Origin of the sequence: Paenibacillus sp. FSL P4-0127 (assembly GCF_038007325.1) — a bacterium.
Classification (GTDB): Bacteria; Bacillota; Bacilli; order Paenibacillales; family Paenibacillaceae; genus Fontibacillus; species Fontibacillus macerans.
The window spans coordinates 4,045,716-4,068,366 of sequence record NZ_JBBOWY010000001.1 but is presented as its reverse complement, the minus strand read 5'-3'; the positions used below and the strand labels follow the sequence as shown (position 1 = coordinate 4,068,366).

General features: G+C 48.1%; 18 protein-coding genes and 1 pseudogene. 1 reads left to right on the top strand and 18 read right to left on the bottom strand.

Annotation, left to right across the window (positions count from 1 at the left end; all coding sequences use genetic code 11):
• Positions 1-24: 24 nt before the first annotated feature.
• The 3 genes from NYE74_RS18370 to NYE74_RS18360 all read right to left on the bottom strand — a co-directional run bounded on the left by NYE74_RS18370 (position 25) and on the right by NYE74_RS18360 (position 5,189).
• Positions 25-1,725: an ABC transporter substrate-binding protein gene (locus NYE74_RS18370; protein WP_341005074.1), complete on the bottom strand. Its 1,701-nt coding sequence runs from the start codon at positions 1,723-1,725 to the stop codon at positions 25-27.
• Positions 1,726-1,849: 124 nt separating this feature from the next.
• Positions 1,850-3,598: a sensor histidine kinase gene (locus NYE74_RS18365; RefSeq protein ID WP_341005072.1), complete on the bottom strand. Its 1,749-nt coding sequence runs from the start codon at positions 3,596-3,598 to the stop codon at positions 1,850-1,852.
• Between the two features lie 19 nt (positions 3,599-3,617).
• Positions 3,618-5,189: a response regulator gene (locus NYE74_RS18360; protein ID WP_341005071.1), complete on the bottom strand. Its 1,572-nt coding sequence runs from the start codon at positions 5,187-5,189 to the stop codon at positions 3,618-3,620.
• 118 nt (positions 5,190-5,307) lie between these two features.
• On the opposite strand from NYE74_RS18360, the gene NYE74_RS18355 reads away from it, so the two are divergent.
• A complete protein-coding gene (locus tag NYE74_RS18355) occupies positions 5,308-6,450 on the top strand; it encodes a glycosyl hydrolase family 8 (RefSeq protein WP_341005070.1) in 1,143 nt (380 codons plus the stop codon).
• A gap of 608 nt (positions 6,451-7,058) precedes the next feature.
• On the opposite strand, the gene NYE74_RS18350 is transcribed toward NYE74_RS18355, so the two are convergent.
• The 15 genes and pseudogenes from NYE74_RS18350 to NYE74_RS18280 form a co-directional block, all read right to left on the bottom strand.
• Positions 7,059-7,559, bottom strand: coding sequence for a hypothetical protein (locus NYE74_RS18350; RefSeq protein WP_230876978.1), 501 nt, complete (start codon positions 7,557-7,559; stop codon positions 7,059-7,061).
• An 83-nt stretch (positions 7,560-7,642) separates the two neighbouring features.
• Positions 7,643-8,416 (bottom strand): helix-turn-helix domain-containing protein, encoded by a 774-nt coding sequence (locus NYE74_RS18345; RefSeq protein WP_341005068.1) that lies wholly within the window; start codon positions 8,414-8,416, stop codon positions 7,643-7,645.
• A gap of 352 nt (positions 8,417-8,768) precedes the next feature.
• Positions 8,769-10,183, bottom strand: a pseudogene (locus NYE74_RS18340) (PQQ-dependent sugar dehydrogenase).
• 415 nt (positions 10,184-10,598) lie between these two features.
• On the bottom strand, positions 10,599-10,907 hold the full coding sequence (locus NYE74_RS18335) for a hypothetical protein (RefSeq protein ID WP_036622615.1): 309 nt from the start codon (positions 10,905-10,907) through the stop codon (positions 10,599-10,601).
• 155 nt (positions 10,908-11,062) lie between these two features.
• Positions 11,063-11,938: a hypothetical protein gene (locus NYE74_RS18330; protein ID WP_036622612.1), complete on the bottom strand. Its 876-nt coding sequence runs from the start codon at positions 11,936-11,938 to the stop codon at positions 11,063-11,065.
• Position 11,939: 1 nt separating this feature from the next.
• Entirely contained in the window at positions 11,940-12,773 is an 834-nt protein-coding gene (locus tag NYE74_RS18325) for a CdiA C-terminal domain-containing protein (RefSeq protein WP_341005065.1), read from the bottom strand.
• A gap of 355 nt (positions 12,774-13,128) precedes the next feature.
• Positions 13,129-13,584 carry a DUF4274 domain-containing protein gene (locus NYE74_RS18320; protein WP_036622610.1) on the bottom strand — a complete coding sequence of 152 codons (456 nt, stop codon included), beginning with the start codon at positions 13,582-13,584 and terminating at the stop codon, positions 13,129-13,131.
• A gap of 31 nt (positions 13,585-13,615) precedes the next feature.
• Positions 13,616-16,582: an AHH domain-containing protein gene (locus NYE74_RS18315; protein WP_124331996.1), complete on the bottom strand. Its 2,967-nt coding sequence runs from the start codon at positions 16,580-16,582 to the stop codon at positions 13,616-13,618.
• Between the two features lie 26 nt (positions 16,583-16,608).
• Positions 16,609-17,016 carry a DUF4280 domain-containing protein gene (locus tag NYE74_RS18310; protein ID WP_036622608.1) on the bottom strand — a complete coding sequence of 136 codons (408 nt, stop codon included), beginning with the start codon at positions 17,014-17,016 and terminating at the stop codon, positions 16,609-16,611.
• The gene (locus NYE74_RS18305; protein WP_036622606.1) at positions 17,013-17,678 is read right to left on the bottom strand and encodes a hypothetical protein; all 666 of its coding nucleotides are present in this window, start codon (positions 17,676-17,678) and stop codon (positions 17,013-17,015) included. The genes NYE74_RS18310 and NYE74_RS18305 overlap by 4 nt, the downstream gene beginning before the upstream one ends.
• Positions 17,675-18,208, bottom strand: coding sequence for a hypothetical protein (locus tag NYE74_RS18300; RefSeq protein ID WP_051985415.1), 534 nt, complete (start codon positions 18,206-18,208; stop codon positions 17,675-17,677). Before NYE74_RS18300 ends, NYE74_RS18305 begins: the two co-directional genes overlap by 4 nt.
• 10 nt (positions 18,209-18,218) lie before the next feature.
• Positions 18,219-19,325 (bottom strand): pentapeptide repeat-containing protein, encoded by a 1,107-nt coding sequence (locus NYE74_RS18295; protein ID WP_341005064.1) that lies wholly within the window; start codon positions 19,323-19,325, stop codon positions 18,219-18,221.
• 14 nt (positions 19,326-19,339) lie between these two features.
• On the bottom strand, positions 19,340-20,842 hold the full coding sequence (locus tag NYE74_RS18290; RefSeq protein ID WP_124331994.1) for a phage baseplate assembly protein V: 1,503 nt from the start codon (positions 20,840-20,842) through the stop codon (positions 19,340-19,342).
• 349 nt (positions 20,843-21,191) lie between these two features.
• The gene (locus tag NYE74_RS18285; RefSeq protein ID WP_155619440.1) at positions 21,192-22,034 is read right to left on the bottom strand and encodes a DUF4367 domain-containing protein; all 843 of its coding nucleotides are present in this window, start codon (positions 22,032-22,034) and stop codon (positions 21,192-21,194) included.
• Positions 22,031-22,597, bottom strand: coding sequence for a sigma-70 family RNA polymerase sigma factor (locus NYE74_RS18280; RefSeq protein ID WP_036622600.1), 567 nt, complete (start codon positions 22,595-22,597; stop codon positions 22,031-22,033). The genes NYE74_RS18285 and NYE74_RS18280 overlap by 4 nt, the downstream gene beginning before the upstream one ends.
• Positions 22,598-22,651 lie beyond the last annotated feature (54 nt).

Genomic DNA, 22,651 nt, shown 5'->3' with positions numbered 1-22,651 from the left:
TCCCCGGCCTTCCGGTAGAATCGATTATTTACCGCCGGTAACGATTTTGACTTTCTCCTGCGCTTGCTCCGTCGTCCACTTTTCATAACCGGCCGTGTCAAGCTTGCCGAATTCGTTCAAGTATTCGTTCCACACCGATTCGAACTTATCCGGCGTTGCAAGCACGAGTTTCGGGAAGTATTTCTTGGTCAATTCATCCTTGGCCGTTTCCCACAGCTGCTCCGGCGAATTTTGTTCCTTGGCGAATCCCCAGGCAGGATACCAAGGGCGGAACTTCGGGGTCGCGAACATTTGGCTGTAAGTTTGCACGCCGTATTTGTCCAAAATGGCCTTATCGGCCTGCGTCAAGCTCATTTGGAATACTTCGGGCTGGTAAGCCACGCTTTTGGCATTCCCGCTCGCGAGCGTGGAATTGGCGTTGTACATCGGCCAGTTCCAATTGTAATATTTAAAGCCGAACTTCTCGTTAAAAGCTTCGTCGATCATGTTGATCTGTTCCTGTGTCCGGTAAAAGCGGCCTTGTTCGTTCACTTCATAGGTTTCGCCTTCAATGCCCCAAGACAACAGGGTTTGGTTATCTTCCGTCAGCATATTGTCGAAATATTGGATGATTCTTGCCGGGTCCTTCGCGCTGACCGTAATGCCGATGCCGCGGTTCGTTGCCAATCCGCCTTCGGCGTCGACATACGCATCCGGCGTGTTCTCGTCAAAGGTAACGGGAAGCGGGAAGTAGTTGTAAGTATCCTGGGCGGGGTCCTTGCGCGCTGCGTCCTTCAGGACGTTGAGCGCATTTCCCACCTGCCAGCGGTAATCAAAAAAGCCCAGCACTTTATGGGAGGTTAATTTGGCGATGTATTGATCGTAATTGTCCACGAAAGAAGCCTTGTCGAACAGGCCTTCCGCATTTAACTCGTTCAGCGTCTTCAGCCATCTTTTCGTCGCCTCGGAAGCCGCGTACGTCTTGGCTTCAAAGGTTTCCGGATCGACGATGACTTCGCCGTCGTTCGGGTAACCCATGAGGTGCATCGGCGGATTGGATGTCGCAAAAAATCTCCAGTCATGCGTGAGGGTGATCATGCCCGTCAAATCTTCATCCTTATGCTTCTCGGCATAGTTTCTGATCAGTTCAATATATTGATCCAGCGTGTTGACTTTCGGATAACCGGCTTCGGCCAAGACGCGGCGCTGAATCCAAAATGCGGCTCCGGGCTCCGGGTCCGGAACGAAGTCGCCGACCTGCACGGCGATCGGAAGGAAATAAAGCTTGCCGTCTTCAGCTCTCAGCTGGTCAAAATATGGCCCGAATACCCGTTTGATATTCGGGCCGTGCTCCTCGATCAAATCGTCAAGCGGGATAAATACACCTGCGTTCAATACGCTTTCCATCGCCGCATCCGGAATCAGCACGTCCGGATACTCGTTCGCGGCGATCATCGTACCGATTTTCGTATTCAGGTCGCCGACCAGAAACTCCAGTTTGAAATTGACTCCCGTTTGGTCTTCCAGTATTTTTCCAAGGGTGGTCTCGTTTGTATTCCGGTCCTTGGATCCGGCTACGCCATTAAAGATCGTAAAGGTGACCTTGTCCTGTTTGTTGCTTTCTTCCGGGTTATTGCCTGTCTCGCCCACGGCTTTATGGTTGTTTTTGCCGCCGGAACAAGCGGAGACTACAGACAACAGCAATGCCGCGACCAGAAAGAAAATCCAAAATTTCTTTTTCGTCAAAACCGATCTGCCCCTTTCGATTGTTGAGTGGTATTTACAGGAACAGTATAAAATCGTTTTCAATTTGGGGTTACCCGGAGAACTATAGAGCTTCCTGCAAAAATTTCAGTATTTGTTTCGGCGGTCAACTCTTTTCGTTCGGGATTGCGAGCATAACGCAGGTCCCTTCTCCCGGACGGCTGTTCAGCGAAAAACGGATCTTCTCCCCGTAGATTATTTTCGTGCGGTATATCGCGTTTTGAACACCGATGCGTTCGCCCATGGTTTCCTCGGCCTCCAGGTAACGGTACAGCTTGTTGACTGTTTCATCGTCCATGCCGATCCCGTTGTCCCTGACGGTAAAAGTCAGTTCATCTTCCGTAGCGTCAATTCGAATCTCGATCATCCCTCCGTGTTTCAGCGGCTCGATGCCGTGGATACAGGCATTCTCGACGAAAGGAAGGAACGCCATTTTCGGCACCAGGCATTCATACGCTTCCGGCGCGACGGCGATCCGGCAGTCCAGCTTGTCCTCGAAGCGATATTTCTGAATGTCCAAAAAGCATAAAATAAACTCCAGCTCTTCCTTCACCGAAACCCGGTCTTTGTTCCAGGTCAAAGAGCCTCGGAAGAATTTGGCCATGCTATGGATAATCTTAGCCGTGTCGCGCTCTTTTTTCAGCAAACTTCTCATCCGGATCGTTTCCAGGGCATTGAACAGAAAATGGGGATTCATTTGGCTTTGCAATGCATTCAACTGCGCCTTCCGGCGCTCCAGCTCCAACGATTTCTTCTGGATTTCCGCCAGGTACACGTCATGGATCAAGCTTCTGATCTGCAGGATCATCCGGTTGAATTCCAGCGTCAATTGACCGATTTCGTCCTTATAGGCCTCGCCTTGAATCGGTTCAAAACTTTGGCTTTTTACTTTTTTCATCTGCTTCAGGATTTGGATGATGCGCAGGTTAATCGACCGGGTGATGATAAGAATAATTATGGTCGGAATGATCATCATCACGCAGCCGGACCATAAAATAAAATCACGCGACTCGCGGACTTCCTTAACGATTTCGCCTTCGCTGACGATGCCGGCGATCTTCCATCCTTCCAGATAACTGCCCCCCCGGTATTCCTTCACGAACCGGATCGTTTTGTCCGATCCGAGCGAGGCGAACGAGGTTTCATTCCCGCCCTGCCAGTCGATTTCCCCGTTTGTCGTATACTCGATCCCGCCTTCCGGGTTGATCAGATACATATCTCCCTGTACGTTTAAGTTCGAAAACAGGGACACCAGATCGATCGTTTTAAAATCGATTTTGAGCAGCTTTTCCTTTGACATCCGGTTCGCAAAATAGTCCAGACGCCGGATCAGCGAGAAACTGGCGAAACTCCCGTCATCCGTTTTCGTGCGCGCAAACACAGGCTGGGTCCGATCGCTGCCCGCCGCCATTCGATACCAATCCTCCGACCTGATTTCATCCGACAGGTAGCCGATGTTTCCGGAATTCAGCAGCGTCGGGTTGTTCACGTAAATCATCATGTTCTGGAGATACAGGGAAACGGGGTGATAACTGTTCAGCACCCGTCTTAAATAATTGTCATAAGCTTCGACGTAATCTTCCGTATTGGCAAAATTCCGCTCCAGAATTTCATTGGTCTTGAGGTCGGCGTAAAAAAATGAGGACAAGCCCACCGCATCGTCAACCTGGGACCGGAATTCGTTTTTGATTTGCTCCACCGCCAGGTCGATATCCTTGATTCTCCCCTCCCTGACATTATTCGAGATGAGACTATAAAAAATAGCGTTAGTCACAATCATCGGCGTAAAGATGCAAAGAAAATACACCAGCAGCATTTTGTTCCTTAGCCGGGTATTATGAAGCAGTCGGTTCATAGCGCGCCGCCCCCTTCCGCTACCGATTGCTCATGCGATTACGGTATTCCGTAGGAGTCATCTTCTCGACCTTCTCAAACTGGGAGACAAAATACTCGGCGCTGTTGAATCCGACTCGCTCGGCGATTTCATAAACGCGCATATCCTTTTGCCTCATCAGTTTTTTGGCCTCTTCGATCCGCAGCAGCAGCAAATATTCGTTAAAATAAACGCCATAATGCTTCTTGAACAATTGCCCGATGTACGCGGGGTTCATGAAGAACTGCGCCGCAAGGCTTTTTAAGCTCAAATTTTGCTGGAAGTGCTGGTCCACGTACGATTTAATTTTATGAATTCCGCTCTTGCCGCTGGAATTATAAAGCTGTTTGACGAGTTCCGCGGCTTCGGACGCAAACTCGCCAAATAATCCGCGCAATTCTTCCAATGTGAGATTATAGTCGTGCCAGCCCAGAATCGCCTCGATCAGGCCGAGTTCCTTCTCGTCGCCCTCCAGGCTTCTGACGGAGTGCACGATGCCCAGAACGCATTGCATGATCGACGTTTTGATCGCTTCGATGGAGAAGTTCCGCTCCAGAAAATCCGCAAAGATACGGTCGATGGCGCTTCGAATGCCGTCCCTGTCCGACGCTTCGACCGCTTCGATCAAAGCATGGATCGACGGTTCGCGAAGATGCAAATAGTTCAGTTCCGCGCCGGCGATGTCCGAGTATAGCAGCGCATGGGTGTTGTGACGAAGCCATTTGTGCTGCATCGTTTCCTTCGCGCTGATATAGGAGAACCTCAACCGGTTTAAGGATTCGACGGACTGGCCGGTATAGATTCGCAGTTCCAGGGCGAAAGCATCCTTAAGCCGCCGAAGCGCGGACCTCATAAAAAGACGGACATCTCCGCCGAAAGGGATGAGGTACGTATCCGGCACAATGAAGCCATACGTACGGCGATGCTCATACACGATCGGCGGCGAAGCGGCAGCGCCCAGTTCTTGCACCGTTTCCCGGATGGCTTCCATTAGCCGGTCTCTTGCCGGGCAAACCGCATTTTTCCAAGGTACGACATTGTTAACCTCCAGCAATACGTAAGAAAACATTTTCGCATCAGCGAAAAACGAAACCTGACCCCACTCATCCAACACCGCCTCGTCGATCTCGCCCCGCAACAGGGTTTCGATCAGTTTTTCGCCCATCTGCCTGCGGTTTTGATCCCGCAACCGTTGTTTTGCCGACAGCTTGTCTCTAAGCTTAACGAGCGCTTGCTGAATATCGTCCGGATCGATGGGCTTGAGCACATAATCCTGCACGCCGAACCGCACCGCCTGCTGGGCATAGCGGAAATCGTTATGCCCGCTAATGATGACGAATTCCGTTTCCAACTGCAGCTTGCTCGCGGCCTCGATCAATTCGAGCCCGTCCAGCACCGGCATACGGATGTCGGTCACGACCAGATCCGGCTTTTTCGCCTGGATGATCGCCAGGGCGTCTTCTCCGTTATCGGACTCGTCAATCACTTTAAAGCCGCTGCTTTCCCAATCGATCATTTCGATTAAGCCCTTCCGGACAAACAATTCGTCGTCCACAATGATGACGGAATACATTCAGCCCCCTCCTTATGAAGAGTTGTAATTACTATACTTTTTCGGGAAAACGCTTTAATTTATTCACCTCCTATTGTGCTATGATATAGCAAAATAGAAATATATGGAGGATTTTTCTATGTCAATCATCCAACAGGGCGCTTTTCATACGAAAGAATACAGGAACCTGTTCAAGGAGCTAGGCTATCCCGAAGCGGACATCGACGCCAGGCTCGAGCGGACATGGACCGATTTGTTTTATGGAGCTCCGGATGTGCGGATCTATTATCCGCTGGGCAACGATAAAGGCTATATTCTCGATACCGGCAATCTGGACGTTCGGACGGAAGGGATGTCCTACGGGATGATGATGGCCGTGCAAATGAACAAAAAAGAAGAGTTTGACCGGTTGTGGAACTTCTCGAAGACGTTTATGCAGCATAGAGAAGGCCGTTACACCCATTACTTTGCCTGGCATTGCAAGCCTGACGGTACCCGCATCTCCCAGGGGCCCGCGCCGGACGGGGAAGAATATTTCGCAATGGCCCTGTTTTTCGCCGCAAGCCGTTGGGGAGACGGGCCGGAACCTTATAACTATTCCGAGCAGGCGCGAACGATTTTGCGTGCATGCCTGCATCAGGGTGAAGCCGGCAACGGCGATCCGATGTGGGACCCGGAAACGAAGTTAATCAAATTCGTACCGGAATCCCCTTTCAGCGATCCGTCTTACCACCTGCCGCATTTTTACGATTTGTTCGCCCTTCGGGCCGACGAACGGGACAGCGCGTTTTGGAAGCAAGCGGCGGATGCCAGCCGCGCCTACCTTCACGCCGCATGCCAGCCGGAAACCGGTCTTGCCCCCGAATACGCGAATTTTGACGGAACCCCGGCAGAGCCGCAGCCGCATGGCGATTTCCGCCATTTCTTCAGCGACGCTTACCGGGTTGCCGCCAATATCGGGCTGGATTGGGCATGGTTCCAAAAAGACCCCTGGCAGATCGGGCAATCCAACCGGATTCAAAGCTTTTTCCGGAACATTGAAGTTTCCGATTACCGCCGGTATACCATAGACGGACAGCCCTTCGACGAACCGGCGCTGCACCCGATAGGATTGCTGGCGACCAACGCGATGGCTTCGCTCGCCGCCGACGGCCCGGAAGCGAGTCATTTTGTCCGTTTGCTTTGGAATACACCTTTACGCACCGGCCAACGGCGTTATTACGATAACTGCCTGTATTTTTTTAGCCTGCTGGCCTTAAGCGGAAATTATCGGATTTACTGACGGGCCCGATTTATACATTTTGAAGCGATTTCAGAGGCGACTTCGGAGGCGATTTTGTGGATCAGCTCCAGCGGTTGCAGTAAAGCGATCGCTCGTCGAGATTACCGCCCCGACGCAGCTTGGCGCCGAAATACGCATGCGTGGCATATCCCCTTCAGCTTTCCTGGTCCATTGTTGAATGAATAGTTGCAAAATGTACATTTACTTTTCCGCAAATGCTGCCACAGCGCTTGATTAAGTGTAAAACCTGCAATTACTCCGCTATCTTTCGAAGAATGAGGCTATAAACGAGGAAATAAATGTATGAAATGCAATTAAACAGATGATTGGGTGAATGAACGTAAAGTTAGTTGTACGATTTACAGTTAATGGTCAGAGCCAAGCCGGTCAAGCACGCTTTTGCGTGTCAACCGGCCCGGCGAAATTAAATAGGAGCCGATTTGGGTTCTGCGAAAGTTGAAACATTAGTTTAGATGCGGGATTCATAAATGCATTAAAGCCGTAAAAAAAGACCAGCGAGGCATAATAGCCAAGTGGTCTTTTTTACATTTATAAAGTTTGATATCAACCAAATCCGTGAATATTCGTGGTGATAATGACGCAATAAACTACATGCAGCTATCCATATAGCCAACTTTCTCTTGTAAAGTTTTATACTCCCGGTTCATCGCTTCGGAAGCAACATTCCGATATTGGCCAAATAACTCGACACACTTCAGCATTGCGTCTCCATTGTGTATTTTTATAGCAAACGCAAAACTATCCAGAATATACCTCAGTCCTCGACCAAAATCATTTTTGTTTAGATAATACAGTCCCAGTCCCGCTAATAAGTTTGTATATCGATCATCGGTGTATTGCTCGCTAATTTTCTTGATACGGGAGTGCTGTTCCCGGTAATCGAAATAAGGCTTGTACTTCTCCAGCACGAAATCAATATTGATATTGAACCGGTTTGCCGCAATCACGATCTCGCATAAAGCGGCGAATATTTCGCTTTCCCGGGTGGATATATATTTTTCGTATTCCGGCAGAACCTCAACTTTCCCGGACACTAATTGATACATGTAACGGTTGCCCTCAGCCCATTCCTGAAACTGCTCAATCACTGCTTTCTCGTCCTCAGTAGGGTTCTTGACCCAACTGCAATCCGTATACAAGGAGACGTAATATAGTGCCTTCTCATAATCTTTTAAAAAAAATGAGCTGCACCTAATACCAAATAGGAATACAAAATGTAAAAAACAATCTGCTTTTGGGTTTCCGGTGATTTTTGGCTCCCGTTTAACTCATAATGAATGGTCGCTTTTATTTTCAGTTTTTCAGCTAATTCCTTGACCTTTTCCCAGTGACGTAATGAACCAAACACATTGATTAAATCATTCAGTGCATCCAGTTGATAGGGCTCGTCCAGCCGGTCGACAAAAGGCTCAAATTGCACGGTCAACAATAAATTCCGGTTCTGATCTTTAGACAGCCGCAACGTGAACAACCGGTATTGACACAGCGCCAGCCGTTCGGAATGCTGCTTCTGTTCACCTTCCGCTACCGCTTCGTACAGCAAGATGGCCGCTTCTCGTTGGCCTTCATGAAAAAACTGCTCGGCCAAGTGAAAAAGCAATGGTATGTAAGATAGGTTGTCCAACATTAAGCGTATTGACCGCTCGATACAGTCCAGCTTGTTCAATTCGGCGCACCGCCGCAAGAAGGGCCCTAATCTGCGCCAGTCGGGCGCGGCCTGAAAGAAACACTCGTCAACATACAAATCGTAAAAATAACCTTCGGGCAACCCCATTCCCGCCGTAATCCGGTCAAGCTGCTGCATGGCAATGGGACGATGGCCGTTGATGATCCCGCTTAACGTCCCGGAATTGATCCCTGTAAGCTCGGTGAACTGATTAAGCGAGAGTTTCTTGTTTTTTAAATAGTTCTCCAATTGAGAGCGAATCGTGCTTGCCGGCTTCATACGAACACCTCCTTTGTTCAACAATGGAATTATCAACCATATATTCCTAATGATATAGTTTATTGAAACATTGGTCAATAAATAATAAGGAAAAAAATGTGTCCGTTTCCATCGTAACCTTAGGTAACCCCCTCCTACCACATCTTCGATGATTCCTTTAATACGTGTCCAAGCCATGGGAGAAAACACTCTATATGCTGTCCCGTGTTCAACATTAGGAAGAACGGAGTTGGATCTTTAGCCATTGCGGTACTTGTCGCCCAAAACATATTTCGCCAGGCAAGATCCTCCCTCCTCGGCGCATAAAAGTCATACTCATCAATTATGAGCTCTGGGTTATCCATTATTCGGACTAAGGAACAATTTCAAAAACAGTACCTTGATTAAAATCAGTCACTTTCATAGAGCTATGCACCCCTAAATATAGCCTGCTCTGATCCAGATTCGTCCCCAAACTAACATAATAAGCGGATTGAGACCCAAAGTTACAATTGGTTTCAATCACACCAAAATCATTTAGTTGGCAATCATTTCTTATCCTAGTGTAAGCCAGAACCCCATTAACCGGAGGTCGAGATTCTTCTTTTCGGGCAAGATCGGTAAACACAACGCTTCCCATCAAATCGGGGATTCCATTCCCCATATATGACTGGACGCCTGTAAGTGAAGTTCCTCCAAACTTATCGGGACGGGGGTCTTTATGAAAATAACTGGTTAAAGGCTGAAGACGCCGCACTGAAGTTTGTACTGCTTCATCGTAATAAGCGATTGTTTTCTCATCCAAAGCCGGGTTCGAGGGACAATCTCTTATAATCGAAGTCGGAAAAGCACCTTCCCACCCTCGCCAGCCAAAATTAATAAATTCTTCCGGGTCAAGCTCAACGTTCATTAAAGAAGCTTGAATAAGCTGAGTAACCGGTATGGGTTTATAATGGGTGAATGAAAAAATTGACTCTACCAAATCTTGTCCGACTTTCCTACATATTTAATGTACTGACTATAGAACCTTTGAAAAGAAACCCCCGGAATATTGCGGACCCCTTTGGCCATTACCGTAAGCGTTTCCTGAATAGGTGACGGAAGTTCATTAAAACGTGTGACTACAGGCGGATTTTCGATAAGTGTATGCTTAGCCACATCGATTTCAATTATTTTTCCGGCGATTTCCATATCATCCTGACTTAGATTAAATGGGTCGTAACCCGCTCCGCCATCTCCGGTTGTTAAAATTAGTTTTCCATTTTCAGGTGAAAAGTTTAAACTATTAACGCCATTATGATTAAAAAATGGTCTTCTTATGTTAAGCAATGTCCGTTGTTTTTGAGGTTGCCCATTCGGCTGTAAAATCCATTCTTCAACGGTATCAATGTGATCATATTGCGTTTCCCTATTCATCCACTGTAAGTTTAAAGTTTCCGGATCACACGGGTCAGGCTGAAAAGGTTTAGGAAAAGCACCCGGACCTTGTGTTCCGGCCACGGAATAATGAAGATAAAACCGGCCGTTATAATAAAAATCGGGATGAAACGCCAGCCCTACTAATCCGCGTTCGTCATATCCGCCTCTAGAAGTGCCTAGTTTTATGATTCGTAGGCGAATATCCAAAAAAGTCCTTATAACTCCGTTTCCTATGTAAAAGATCTCTCCAACCTGGGTTGCAATAAATAATCTTTCAATGGAGTCACCCGGAAGTATAGCTATTTTCAAAACAGTAGGTAAATTTATCCTACTTACAAGGGGCTGTAAACTAACCTTAACTTTTTTCAACTAGCTTTACACTCCCTCCTTTTTTCTTTTAAAGCATATGGAAAGTACGGTTTCATTAGTACCAATATGCATGATCTTGCAAGGTGTTATTGATGCTTCAGTGAGAAATAATCCAGGAATGTGTACTTGCGTTGGTTTGTACGATATATATCATGGAGGTAATGAGTATTGTTTTGATTTATAAAATAAATAGAAAAAATGAAAAAGAAGATGATTACACGCTCATTTGTGATATTGAAGGTTTTATTGCTTCGTCGTGACTATAATAATCTTTTTTGCACCTTTCGACATCCCTATAGAATTCATCTATTAAATCTTGATATTGCCACGCCATATGAATCACCTCTTATTTTTTTTGGAATTTTATTTCCATCATTATGAATAACTTCAACTCCATGATACAGACTTGATAAAACTATATATTCAATTTTTCACGGAGCGCTTTTTCTAAATATTCTTTAAAACTGCTTGCCATAATTTCTATTTCACCAAAATCAAAGTCAAAGACAATGATCCTTTTCATGAATTCGTTCTCCCTCATGATGCAGTGACGACATTTAGTTCTTCCTGGGCTTTCCACTTCCACCATAACAGATATTGACGCTGTACTTAGGAAGGGAAAAAGTAATCGAATTTGCTTGGTTTCATTTTTTTCTACCTCACTAATAATCATGGTATTAGATAGTTGCATATCCTCTAACATAAGTGAGTATTCTAGAGCCATCCCCTTATAAACCTCCATAACCCTAAACAAAAACGGTCGATATTGGTGGTTCTAACCATAATCGACCTGTTCAAGTAATGCTATTCTGTTAAAACTGTGTATATTTTTCTCATATAATTCTGTGCATACATCTTATACTAAAATACATGCGTCATTTAATTAAAATTAAACCCGTACAACAAATATGCTTCCTCTTCTTGGTCATTAACGGTTACTCTGCCATTTTTTCTTTCTAAAAGTACACTTTCTTTACGATATCCCCTCCAATACCCCTGCACTCTCGTTAATTGATAATCTCCAGCAAATCTGGTAGTAACGCTTTTAAAAAAGCTTAACATCTTCTTTAACCTCGCAACATCATCAGAAGTAAAAATATGATCGCACATTACATTTACTGCAGTTCGAACCTTAATAGCATGTATTTGTAAATCATCCCAAACGATAGTAATTCCAGGTGAGTCATCAGAATCTTCTACTACCCTAGCCTTGTCTTCATTCTCAGAGTCTTCTAAAATTTCTAGACTTTTCAGTTTGATTTCTTCTTTGGCAAAACTACCTTCGACTCGTAACACGAAATTTTTATATACTCCCAACTTATAAGAAAGATTTAATACCTTATGATCATCATTAAAAAAGTGGCTGTCTGCATATAAAACATTCCTTTTTCTTTCCAATACTCTATATTCTGAATCCATTAATAGCAAAGCATCTCCACTGCAACTTTTAAGCATATTACTTAAAAACTCTAGAAATTTCTTTTCTCCATCTGTATGTACACTGCAATACAAACTATAATTGATATGGAGATCATAGACCCTAGAAATGTTATTCACATCATAAAGCGAAGTACTGAAGCTGAAGAATGGACATTTAACATACAAATCATCTTCTTCACCTTCCTCACTTTCTTCTTGCTTTGTAAAGCTGAAATTCCCTTCGGATCCAGCAATGCATTTTACCTGATGCAGAAGAAAACTTTCAATTTCCTCTCTATTATGAAAATGGTTTTTAAAATAATACGTTATTTCCAATTTAATCTCCTTTCCAAAACCATCTTGTTATTTTACCATCTTTAACAACAAGTAACTCCTTCAAATTTTTCAAATCACCATTAGGGTTAGCTTTTCTCAGTATTCCTTGTTTTAAGTCGCCTATATCATCAACATTAAAGTCATCAAGATTTAAGATTATTCTATTTGCTTGTTTTTTCGTTTTCTTGTATATTTCTCTAACCTTATTATCTGATAAGATACCTTGAGGAGAATAACAATCAAATACATTACCCTCTATTATAAAGTCTGGGTTTGATTGAGGTGCTATTCCCCAGCCATTTCCACCAGGTATTTCTTTTAACGGTGTTATATCATATCCCTCAGCTTTTAAGAGTTTAAATGTATCTACCTCCCTTTCATATCCAGGATCTTTTCTCTTGGAATCGAACAACTTAAGCTCTTGATCTGTAACTTTTGAGCCTTTAGGTAATGATGGTTCTGTTAATTTATTGTGACTACCAACTTTTTCGATCCTCTCATCCGAACCCTTCCTTCTCTCCCTCTCATCTCCCCCGCCACCATGATGTTTCCGGTAATCATTATTATACTCCACCTCAAAATGACGTCCTAAGCCTCCGCCGCCATTGCCTGCGAAGCCGAGGCGTCTTCCGCCCATGCCGCTCATCCAGCCTTGCAGGCTTAGGGAGAGGCCTTCCAGGATTTCCTCAAAAGCTTCCGCCGCTTGCTCCAAAGATTTCAAGCTTCCGGTTTTTAGCTTGCCGTCCCCCAGTTTCGGAGTTCCGTGTTCGTCGGTGAAAAATGACTTCATTTTTCCTGCGAGCCCCATGCCTCCGGCTGCACCGGCCGTACCCATTTCCGCGTTCCCCAGGGCCCGGCCTGCCGCATTTTTCGCTTTCAGCATACTAGATTTGGTTGCAAAGTCCCGGATTGTTTAAGCCAATGACGAAAGTAAACAAGCGACTTCCGGTAGGCTTCAATTCTCAGCGTATTCTTACGAGTTTTCGGAGCAAAAACCAACTTGAAAAAACCGTAAGAAAACGAAGATAACAAAAAACAGGTCTTTTATGGTGGTATCTGACCATAATTGACCTGTTTCGCATAACGCTATTACGTTAAATTAGGTATACTTTTTACAGACATTCAGTACGTACATCTTTATTCATGAAAACTTGGTTCATTCGGCACTGGGTAGCCCCACCCATGATATACTAGAGGACTGGAATTTCCACGTCATTACCAGGAGATTTATCCAATAAGACATCGGGAATATTAGGGTTTGATTTTCTCAGTTTGAAAACCTGTACTTTTGTTAATGGAGGAGCATAAGAAATACTCTTATCTGAGAAGTTGCCATCAAGTAATTTCTTGTACAAGTTGTTAATGAACTCTTTCCACTCCCCAAAAGAAGACCCCGAAATAGCATCATTTGATTCAAGTAAACGATAACCATCAGCACGATAAAACATTAGTAAACCAGTTCCAAAGTCACAATTTTCATTGTCCAGAATAGCCTTAGGAACTTCAAGTCCACTATTCCAGTTATAGTTAGCGGCAAATATATGTAGAAATATTGGATTCTTTATTTTTTTGACTCCTTCACGAATACTATGAATATCTTCATTGTATAACAGTTCTTTTAGATACTGTAATTCCTCGCTATTCATTATTATTTTCCATCCTTTCACAATAATGGAGCTACTTCATCAATTGACTCAATTTCCGTTCCCAAAGTTCTACTGTTGCTCCTTGGTTAGGATAGAGAGGCAATCCTTTTTCTTGAAGGTACCTAAGATTCTTCTGCAAATCAAAAACCTGCTTTTGTAATACATCGACGCTTTCGTTAATATCCATTCGATTTAATGCCCTTTCAACTACTTCATTATAAACGGAATGGTATCCTTGATGTCTAGCCATAGGACTAATCTGGTTGTCAGGTACTCTTAGGAAAACCCCATTTGAAGCATGGTCAAAATCCATTCCAATTTTTTTGATAACTGCATGGTCTTTCATTTCTGAAGGAATAACGTGTTGAGCCTGATAACCAGACCATTTTTGTGAACGTTTTAATCCCATTTCCTCCATCATATTCTTACCTAATTTGGTCGAATTACCCCCAGTTACTACACCTGGGCTTCCAGGAATAAGTCTCTGATTATTACCCGTCCCCTCAGCCTCTTTCTCTTTCTTTTCTTCTTCTCTTCGCCGTCTTTCCTCTTCCTGTCTCTCTTTATTACCTCTATCCTTCCTCTCATCTCCCCCGCCACCATGATGTTTCCGGTAATCATTATTATACTCCACCTCAAAATGACGTCCTAGGCCTCCGCCGCCATTGCCTGCGAAGCCAAGGCGTCTTCCGCCCATGCCGCTCATCCAGCCTTGCAGGCTTAGGGAGAGGCCTTCCAGGATTTCCTCAAAAGCTTCCGCCGCTTGCTCCAAAGATTTCAAGCTTCCGGTTTTTAGCTTGCCGTCCCCCAGATTGGGAACTCCGTGTTCATCGGTGAAAAATGACTTCCATTTTCCTGCGAGCCCCAGGCCTCCGGCTGCACCGGCCGCGCCCATTTCTGCGTTCCCCAGGGCCCGGCCTGCCGCACTTTTCGCCTTCAACATGCTGGCCGCTTTTTTGGCGGCTCCAGCTCCTCCAGCAGCGGTAAGGCCGATATCCACCGCCAAACCCGCAGCTTCAATCGAGTCATACCCAATCTTATAGCTCTCGTCTTCCCGGTCGGTGAGCGGGTTCGGCAAGCCGTTGTTCCACCATTTGACTAACGGGTTAACGAATTCCTTTAAGGTCTCTCCGCCATCATGCAGCAGTTCGGGGACCGATTTTTGAAACGTCACCGCTTCCAGTACGTATTGTCCCGTATTGATGGCCGATTTCACCGTCTCATTGCGTTCCGCCAGCGGCTTGACCTCTTCGTCGGTAAACAGTCCGTAGTATGATCTGACCAGAGGATCTCCAAATTGCTGCGTCAAAAGCACGTCCGAGATATCGCTGGCCGTGTTCCATAAACCTTTAACGAAGTCTACGGCTCCATCCCATTCCCCTTTTAAAGTCGCCCCAATATTGTTCAGGGCAACTTCCCCGACGGCATATGCCGCCCCTTTCTCCTTAAGCACCTGCTCAAACGGAGACAAGAGCTTCTCATACGTTTGGTGCAGACTTCCGGCCAACTCGACCTTCTGCGCGCTGAATTCAGCGGATTCATTATGCTGTGCCTTACTGTTCTTTGCTTCTACATCGAGACCGTCCGTTCCTTCCACCCGGATCTGGCCCGCCCGCAAAAACAAATTTTTCCCGGTGCTGATGTTTATTTTTAGCGAGCTCTGAAAACGAACTCCGCCTGACTGGTTCATCCCGATATACAGCGTTTCTTCCTGTGCGCTGATCAACAAGTCCGCATCGCCGAGCACGATTTCTTTGCCCTGCGGGTTGCCGAACGATTTGACGCCCGGGTCCTGCATTTTGCGCTCATATTTGTCCGCCGGACTCTCCGGCAAACTCTCCGCAGGTAACGCACCCCTGGTTCCTCCAACCACAGGATTAAACGCTGGAGCAGGCTCCATCCGCACCGACTGAATGACCATCGCCTCATCCTCGTCCGCACTGGGAAAATACAGCTTGATCCGGCTGCCGATTTCCGGCATCATATACCAAACCTGACTGCCTTCGGCGGCATAAGGGAACCACTGGGCATCTTTCGGATCCTGCCGTTCGTCCATATCCAGATGAATACGCACCTGGTTGCGGCTGATTTGCAAAATCTTCCCTTCGATCGCCGCGCCAATCACCGTGGAATTATATTTCTTCGGAACGATCAGCCCTTCCGGACGTCCGCACTCGTAACTCCAAGTCAAAACTCCCTGCCGCATCCGGGCCGTGCGTTTGTAAATGGCAAAGGTTACTCCCCCGCACTCCACCTCATCGCCAAGCTGCAAAATTTCCGGCCATTCGAACGTATACCCGGTATGCCGAATAACTTCTTCGTCCGCAGCTGCTTCATTTGCAGCGCTTAACGATGCCAGCGGAATCATTTTCCGCTCGTACACGAGGGGGACATTCTCCAGTTTCAAGCGGCGCCGGCCTTGCGGCAGCCCCACCCAGAACTGAATCCGGTGCGCCGTAATATTCGGGACCAGCACCGCCCCGGCATGCGAAGCCAAACGCTGCAAAAAACTCCAATCCGTCTCCTGATACTGCAAGATAAACCGTCCGGTCGCCCGTTTGTCAAACGCTTCATCGATCATATCCGCGCCGGGATACCCGCCGATCACTTGGCGAATAACCTCGACGTAGGTTTGACCCACATGCTGAAAAGAGCGGTTTTGGAGTGTCGTGTCCAGCTTGAAGCTGTGCGACACCGCCTCCAGTTTTATATCCAGCCGGTCCATCGCCTTCGAAATTTCGATATCGTACAATTGCCCTTTAAAAAGCGGCTGATCCTGCCCCGCATCATCGGTGTGCCAAAGCTCGATCAAATCATCCGGACTCGTTTGCCTTAGGATCGTCTCTTCTATAGCCGGATCGGCGCTTCCTTGAATGCTTAGCCGCGCATGTTCCCCGGCCGAATGGCACATTTCCACTCCAACCAGGCGAAGCGCGCCGTACGGCCAAATCATTTTTAACTGCCCATATGTAATGACGTTATCGGTGATTGCAGCCACGTTCCTCCCCTCCTTTCCTCTCGAAATCAGCCGCCCTGCCCATCGTTCGTAATGGTAATGATCCCCCCGGGGCTTTTACATGTGCAGCGCAGCGTCGATTTGCTCAGCAGCGCCTGCTCCCCTTCGATCAGAACATCCTCCTTGCCATCCGTCCATTTCGACCCGAAGTCGATTTTCGGCTTGCAGATATTGTTTAACAATTTACACATGCCAAAAGCGCCCACATTGCTAATGTTGGCATCGGGTCCGCAGACGCAATCGGCAATATTCATCACCGGCTTGCCTTTGACATATACGCCGTGGCTGAGCGGCAAATTAAGCACCCCCGGGCGATTCCCTCGATCGCATTCGAGTTCGGCCCCCCGAACCACATAAGAATATTCCGCGTTTAACGCCCCGAAGCTGTATGCCATTAATAATTGCTGCAGGTTCATCGGCTGACCTCCTTTTCGGCTTTTTCCCAGCGCAGCGCCCCCGCCATAGCAAAGGCAAGCGGATAATAAAGCCCCGCTTCCGGCAAAGGAAACTGCACACTGGCCATCAATCCTTTTCCGCTGCTCCCTTCCATTTCACGCTGACAGTAACCAACCAGCACTACCTGGTAAAAGGGCTTGGCACCCGCCAAAAAAAGCGCCTCATAATAAGCAAACGGCTGCTTCTTCCCAGGGTAAACGCCCTTTCCCTGAACCTTCATTTCCGGTTTTGCAAACAAGCTGTTCGTAAGCATCATATCGCGCACCGCCTCCAGCTGCGCTTCACCCAGCTTGATGTCCAGCCATTTCACTCCAAAGCCTGCGGCGGCCGTGCGATCCAGAAAGTAACTACGCGTAGGATCCGGCCTCCCTTGCCCGATCGGAATGTCAGGGTGAAACGATTCCGGCATCAAAAGCGCCAACTGTCCGCCCAACGCGCTCCGCCCTGCGACGCCGATCGTTTGTCCGTCGCGCAAGTCAATCGTTCCCCGCTCCAGGCCTTCCAGACATTCGTCCATGCCGACGCTCATCCACGAATCGTCGTTGGCGGCCTCGGTCAGCTTCCGGTGCATCAGCCGCTGATTGTACGCCGTCAAATACTGTTCATCCAAATATTCGGTCACAGAGCATACCCTCCATCCAGTTCGGTCTTTTCCAAAACAAAACCGCTTAACCCCCGGCGCAAAAAACTCTCGGCGGCATGGAGGCTGATCGCAAGGTAGCTTTCTCCCCTTCTCGGTCCGCGAATCTGCACGATGTGATGCCCCCGCAGCTTGCCCCGGTCCAGCACCAGACGTTTCACCGACCCGTCATGGACGTGGTATTCCGTAGCGGGCGACAACACGTCCACGGACGGATAATCGGCGAGCCAGTAGACCAGGTCATTCCCGGATGAAGGATCAACGATATAGACCTTCTTGAACCGGATAAATATGTTGTATTTCTCCGCAATATTTTTCAGCGCGTCCGAGTAAAGCGGTACCGGATCGGCGATCCAGTCCACCGCTTCCATCGCGGGGTCCGGCCTGGCTTCCAGCACCTGTACCGGCGGCAGCTCATGAAAGGGCTTCTTCAACAAGTCGATCTGCAGCACGGCCGGTTTATGTGCTATACGCGGATCGTTTTTCATCACAAAATAGTCAGGCAGCCTCATCATCCCCTCTCTATTCGATCCAATGAACCGATCCTGCCTGCTCCTCGCTCAGGTCCAATTTCTCCCGGTCCAAAGCGCGAAAGCGCGTGCCTTCCAGCGAAGCCTCGTGAAAGCTGACCCTTCCGTTTAAACCCGCCGCAGTAAAATCCGCCCCGTCCAGCCTAGCCCGATCGAAGCGCAAGCCCAGCAGTCCCGGCAGGCGGTAAATGGAATCCAGCGGCTCCAGCCGGCCGATATTCACGAATACCGCGCCCTGCAGATCGCTATCGGTAAAATCGGCGTCGGTAAGCAGGCTTCCGCGGAACTCCGCCCCGTTTAGGTTTGCTCCCCGCCAACTCGTCCCGACCAAGTTGCATTCCACAAAGCGGCAGAAACTAAGGTAGCCCCGGCTGAAATCGGAATACGGCATCTTCTTTCCGTTAAAGCTTTGCCCGGTTAACGACAAGCTGCGAAAATGGGCATAAGCCAGCCTTCCGCGATCCCCCTCATCCGATTCGAGAAGAGCCTGTATTTTTTCCGCCTCGCCCGCCTGCTTCTCCTCCCAGTACAATATCTCGCCCCGGTCCATCAGTTCCCCCGTCCTGATCTGCAGCCGGTCGGCTTTGTCGAGCGCGGCAAACTCGGGAACTTTTACGAGTTCAGGCATAGCTGTCCGCAATAAAGCGGTGACGTATTGGTCAAACGCGGGAGCGCACTCGAGCGCCAGCCGCTCCGCATCGGCCCCGCTCAGCAGCCCCATATATTTCTTGCTTTCCCGTTCCAATTCGGCCAAAAGGCGCGAATAACTCCGGTAGGCCCAGCCGGCGTCATACGTAACCGCACACTCGGCCTCGTCAAAATAAAATTCGCGCGAATCGGCCGCTAGCAAATACGTAAAGGATTGATCCAGCAAGGAGGTGCGCAGCATGGAATAATGAATATAGGCGATCGGCGCTTTTTGCGAACGCTGCTGCATGTCGGAAGCCTGGCGGCATAACGCAGCAAAAGACGCTTTCAGTTGTTCCGTCAGCCGCTGCCGGTTATGCAAAAACTCCAGCTCCGCCTCCTGAAGACAGTCACCAAGCAAAGGGAGTACTTTTTCTTCCGAAAGTTGCCGTAACGCATCCTGCTTATTCATAGGCGTTCCTCGCATCAGTTCATTTTGATTTCCGACCCGGACAATAAAATCTCCTCTTCCAAAGACAAGGTGCTGCCCTTGCCGGATAATTCGATTTTGTCCGCCGACAGCTGCAGCATCTGGGAGGACAATACCAGCTCTCCACCCGCCGTAATGCCGATATCCTTGTCGCTTTTGATCGTAATTCCCTCGCTGTCGCTGATGATGATGGACATTCCGCCCGAGGAGATCACGATTTTGTCCGGGGCCAGCACGATTTTTTTGCCGTATTTCGTTTGCAGCGTTTTCACCGCCGGATCGGCCATCACATCCTCGCCATTGTCTGAGCTATGCGGCTCGGAGGCTGAGGCTGCCGCCGCTTTTCCCGGGGCTGCCGCAGCTGCGGACGTCTGGCTTTTTAAAGGTGCCGAAGCCGGGTTTGTCCGTTTTACCGAACTGATCGCGTAGCCTTCTTCCTCTTTGTAGCTGGGAAAATAGATGCGCAACTGGTCGCCGACCTCCGGCATGCAATACCAGCCCGTCTGTCCCTCCGATGCATAGATGGTCGAGTAAGGAAACCAGAAATCGGTGGCCGGATCGACCTGCTCGTCCATATCCAGCTTTACCTGCACCTTGTCCTTCCGCACCGCCAGTACCTTGCCGTGAATGGACGCCCCGATAATCGCCCGATTGAACATTTTGATCGGACGCAGTCCGCTGCGCGGGCTCAGCTTATAGCTGTGCTTCAGCAAGCCTTGCCGCAGCTCGCTTACCGCTTCGGCGACCAGCCACGGCCGCCCCTGAAACAGCACCTCATGCCCCGGCTCCATCAGCTTGTCCGCCTCCACCTCATATTGCAGAAAATCCTCGTTCCGTACCCCGGGAATGCGGTTTTCCGCAGCCGTCTGGTAGGCGGAGACTCTTTTTACGGCTTTGTAGTTATGGACCTGCAGTTCCCCCTTGCTTAAGCCCATCGGCATCCCGAAATACAACTTGGGCACCCCGTATCCGACAGCCGGAATTAGCGGTGAGTAGAAATGGGAAGCCAAGCGCTTCAAAAACTCCCAATCCGTCTCATCGTACTGCATCACAAACGTGCCGATCGCTTTACCGCCGGAAGCGACGTCCAACACATCGGCTTCTTTTCCGTACTCCGCCACAATGCTTTTGATTAATTCGGTATAGGTCAGCCGCGGGTTTTGAAACGACCGCTTCCGCCGCTTCATATCCAGTTGGCGCGTATGGGAGATGGCCTCAACTGTCATATAGTTAATGCCATTAACCGTCTTGACCTTAACGTCCAGGGCGATTCCCCGAAACAGAGCATGCCGGCCCCCTTCCCCATCTTTAACAAAAACCTTCACCTGCGTCTCTTCATCCGAAGCCTTCATGTAATAGTCGCGTAAGTTTTCATCAACCGTCCCGGCAAAAATCAAGCGGGCATGATCGTTCGCCGTTTTTACGACTTTCAGTTCATGAAGATGTATCAATTGGTAAGGCATAATTTCGATTTGGCTAAGCGTAATCGTTCCGTCCATGTTCCACCTGCCTGTATTAATTTTTTAATAAAAATCCATATAGTTCCATTAAATCTCTATATATCCCTATATCGGTCAATATTGTATAGGTTTTAATATAACGTAAGGATTGCAGCCCCTGTTATGGACCGTTTAAGATCGCTGGGGTCCGTCTTAGCAACGCAAAGGCTGTCCAATTCGCATACACGTATCAAGCTGCTCCCTCTTTTGCTTAGTGAGGACCATTGAAGGGGGGCTGATAAATAGTTAGCCATAGAAAAAAAGCCGCACAGGACCAAAATCCCGTACGGCCAATCATCTTGATTTGAGCATATTGCGTAAATCCAGTGAACGTCTTTCGATTTAGTAATTAGCGGATCGACTCGGCAATGCGGATGATTTCGCTTCTGTCTACACTACGACTGGAGAGGAAATATAATGCGTCCTTGGTTTCCCAAAGCAGAGCTCTGTCATCCATCAGGATCGCTTTAACGCCATTCAACTGCAATTCCTCAAGCTTGCCTTCCGTACCCGTGCCGTACGCGGTTTCTTCATCAGGCAGCCGCTGCTGCATGTAGATACTGCCTTTTGTCTCCTCGTTTGTAAAATGGAGAGTGACATATTTGCCGCTTACCTCCTCCGCGTCACGATAGAATTCCGCGCTGTCAAAGGCGTATCCCTCTGGCAAATACTGCGGGAGCTTTACCGGAAAGTCGGCATAGTCGGCCAGCTTCGTTGTGTCCTTTATGCTGAGTATATGCTCCGCGATGTCCGGGTCCCGCTCTTCCTTTTTAACAGACTGCTTGCCCGTTGATTCTGCCGGTTGCACCTGAGGTTCTGTCAGCGCCACCTCAATATGCCCCAGATTGAACGAAGCCAGCACTTTATCTACTATATCCTGTGCAAAGGAAGGCTGGGCAATGGCTATGCTCAGCACTCCGGCAGCCAGTGCCGCGCTCAGCGCGATGGCAGGACGTTTGAATCCGCGTTTATTTTTCATTATGTTTGCCTCCTGTTTATTGTTCATGGTCCGTACTTTAAACAGCACGGCGCTGCGATTGGAATATTGGCTGAAATCTTTGCCGGACAGCGCTTGGCCGAGCTCCAGCAGCTCACGGTTTTCTTTTGTATCGGCCAGATCACCGGGAACTGCACCGTGCTGGCAAGCCTCCATATCGCGCAAAAACTTATCGTTATTGCCTTTGAGTCTCATAACTGATCCACACTCCCAAGTTCAGCTTTCAGTTTTTTCATGGCACGGTAGAGAATCACTCCGATATTGCTTTCGGACAACCCGGTAATCTGAGCCACTTCCGTGTTCCGGAGACAGGCTCCGAATTTCAGCGCCACCAGATTCCGCTCTCTTTCATCCAGTTTGTTCAGCGCACCGATCAGTTTGTCGCTCCGCTCTTCCCGCAGGATCAGGTTTTCCGGGTCTTTTTTGCTTGATACCAGTTCCCTGACCGCTTCCAGCGAGAAAAACTGCCGTCTTTTTTGCCTTCTGTAGTAGTCGTTCACGACATTTCTGGCGATCGCGAACATCCATACCTCAAAAGGAGCTTTGTTTTGCGAATACGTATCCAGCTTGCTTAATATTTTCTCAAACACCACACTCGTCAGATCCTCGGCCGTATGAATGCTGCTCACACGATAGCCGATATAGTTGAAAATCCGTTTATAGTAGGCTTCAAAAATCTCTGTAAACAGCCTGTCTATTTCCGTCTCTTCCCTGATCTCCTCCTGCATGAAAGGGTGAAGCAGCGCGCGGTCTTGCATCACTTGAGAATCTCCTTTCGCCAATGTATTACCTGGCCAAGTAATTCAACAGTT

Bases quoted from the DNA above. Each gene is read 5' to 3' on its own strand.
- NYE74_RS18280 (WP_036622600.1), bottom strand. From the start codon at position 22,597: ATGCAAGACCGCGCGCTGCTTCACCCTTTCATGCAGGAGGAGATCAGG.
- NYE74_RS18320 (WP_036622610.1), bottom strand. From the start codon at position 13,584: ATGAATAGCGAGGAATTACAGTATCTAAAAGAACTGTTATACAATGAA.
- NYE74_RS18325 (WP_341005065.1), bottom strand. From the start codon at position 12,773: ATGGGTACGGCCGGTGCAGCCGGAGGCATGGGGCTCGCAGGAAAAATG.
- NYE74_RS18300 (WP_051985415.1), bottom strand. From the start codon at position 18,208: ATGAGGCTGCCTGACTATTTTGTGATGAAAAACGATCCGCGTATAGCA.
- NYE74_RS18355 (WP_341005070.1), top strand. From the start codon at position 5,308: ATGTCAATCATCCAACAGGGCGCTTTTCATACGAAAGAATACAGGAAC.
- NYE74_RS18365 (WP_341005072.1), bottom strand. From the start codon at position 3,598: ATGAACCGACTGCTTCATAATACCCGGCTAAGGAACAAAATGCTGCTG.
- NYE74_RS18295 (WP_341005064.1), bottom strand. From the start codon at position 19,325: ATGAATAAGCAGGATGCGTTACGGCAACTTTCGGAAGAAAAAGTACTC.
- NYE74_RS18310 (WP_036622608.1), bottom strand. From the start codon at position 17,016: ATGAACCTGCAGCAATTATTAATGGCATACAGCTTCGGGGCGTTAAAC.
- NYE74_RS18345 (WP_341005068.1), bottom strand. From the start codon at position 8,416: ATGAAGCCGGCAAGCACGATTCGCTCTCAATTGGAGAACTATTTAAAA.
- NYE74_RS18285 (WP_155619440.1), bottom strand. From the start codon at position 22,034: ATGAGACTCAAAGGCAATAACGATAAGTTTTTGCGCGATATGGAGGCT.
- NYE74_RS18290 (WP_124331994.1), bottom strand. From the start codon at position 20,842: ATGGACGGAACGATTACGCTTAGCCAAATCGAAATTATGCCTTACCAA.
- NYE74_RS18335 (WP_036622615.1), bottom strand. From the start codon at position 10,907: ATGGCTCTAGAATACTCACTTATGTTAGAGGATATGCAACTATCTAAT.
- NYE74_RS18360 (WP_341005071.1), bottom strand. From the start codon at position 5,189: ATGTATTCCGTCATCATTGTGGACGACGAATTGTTTGTCCGGAAGGGC.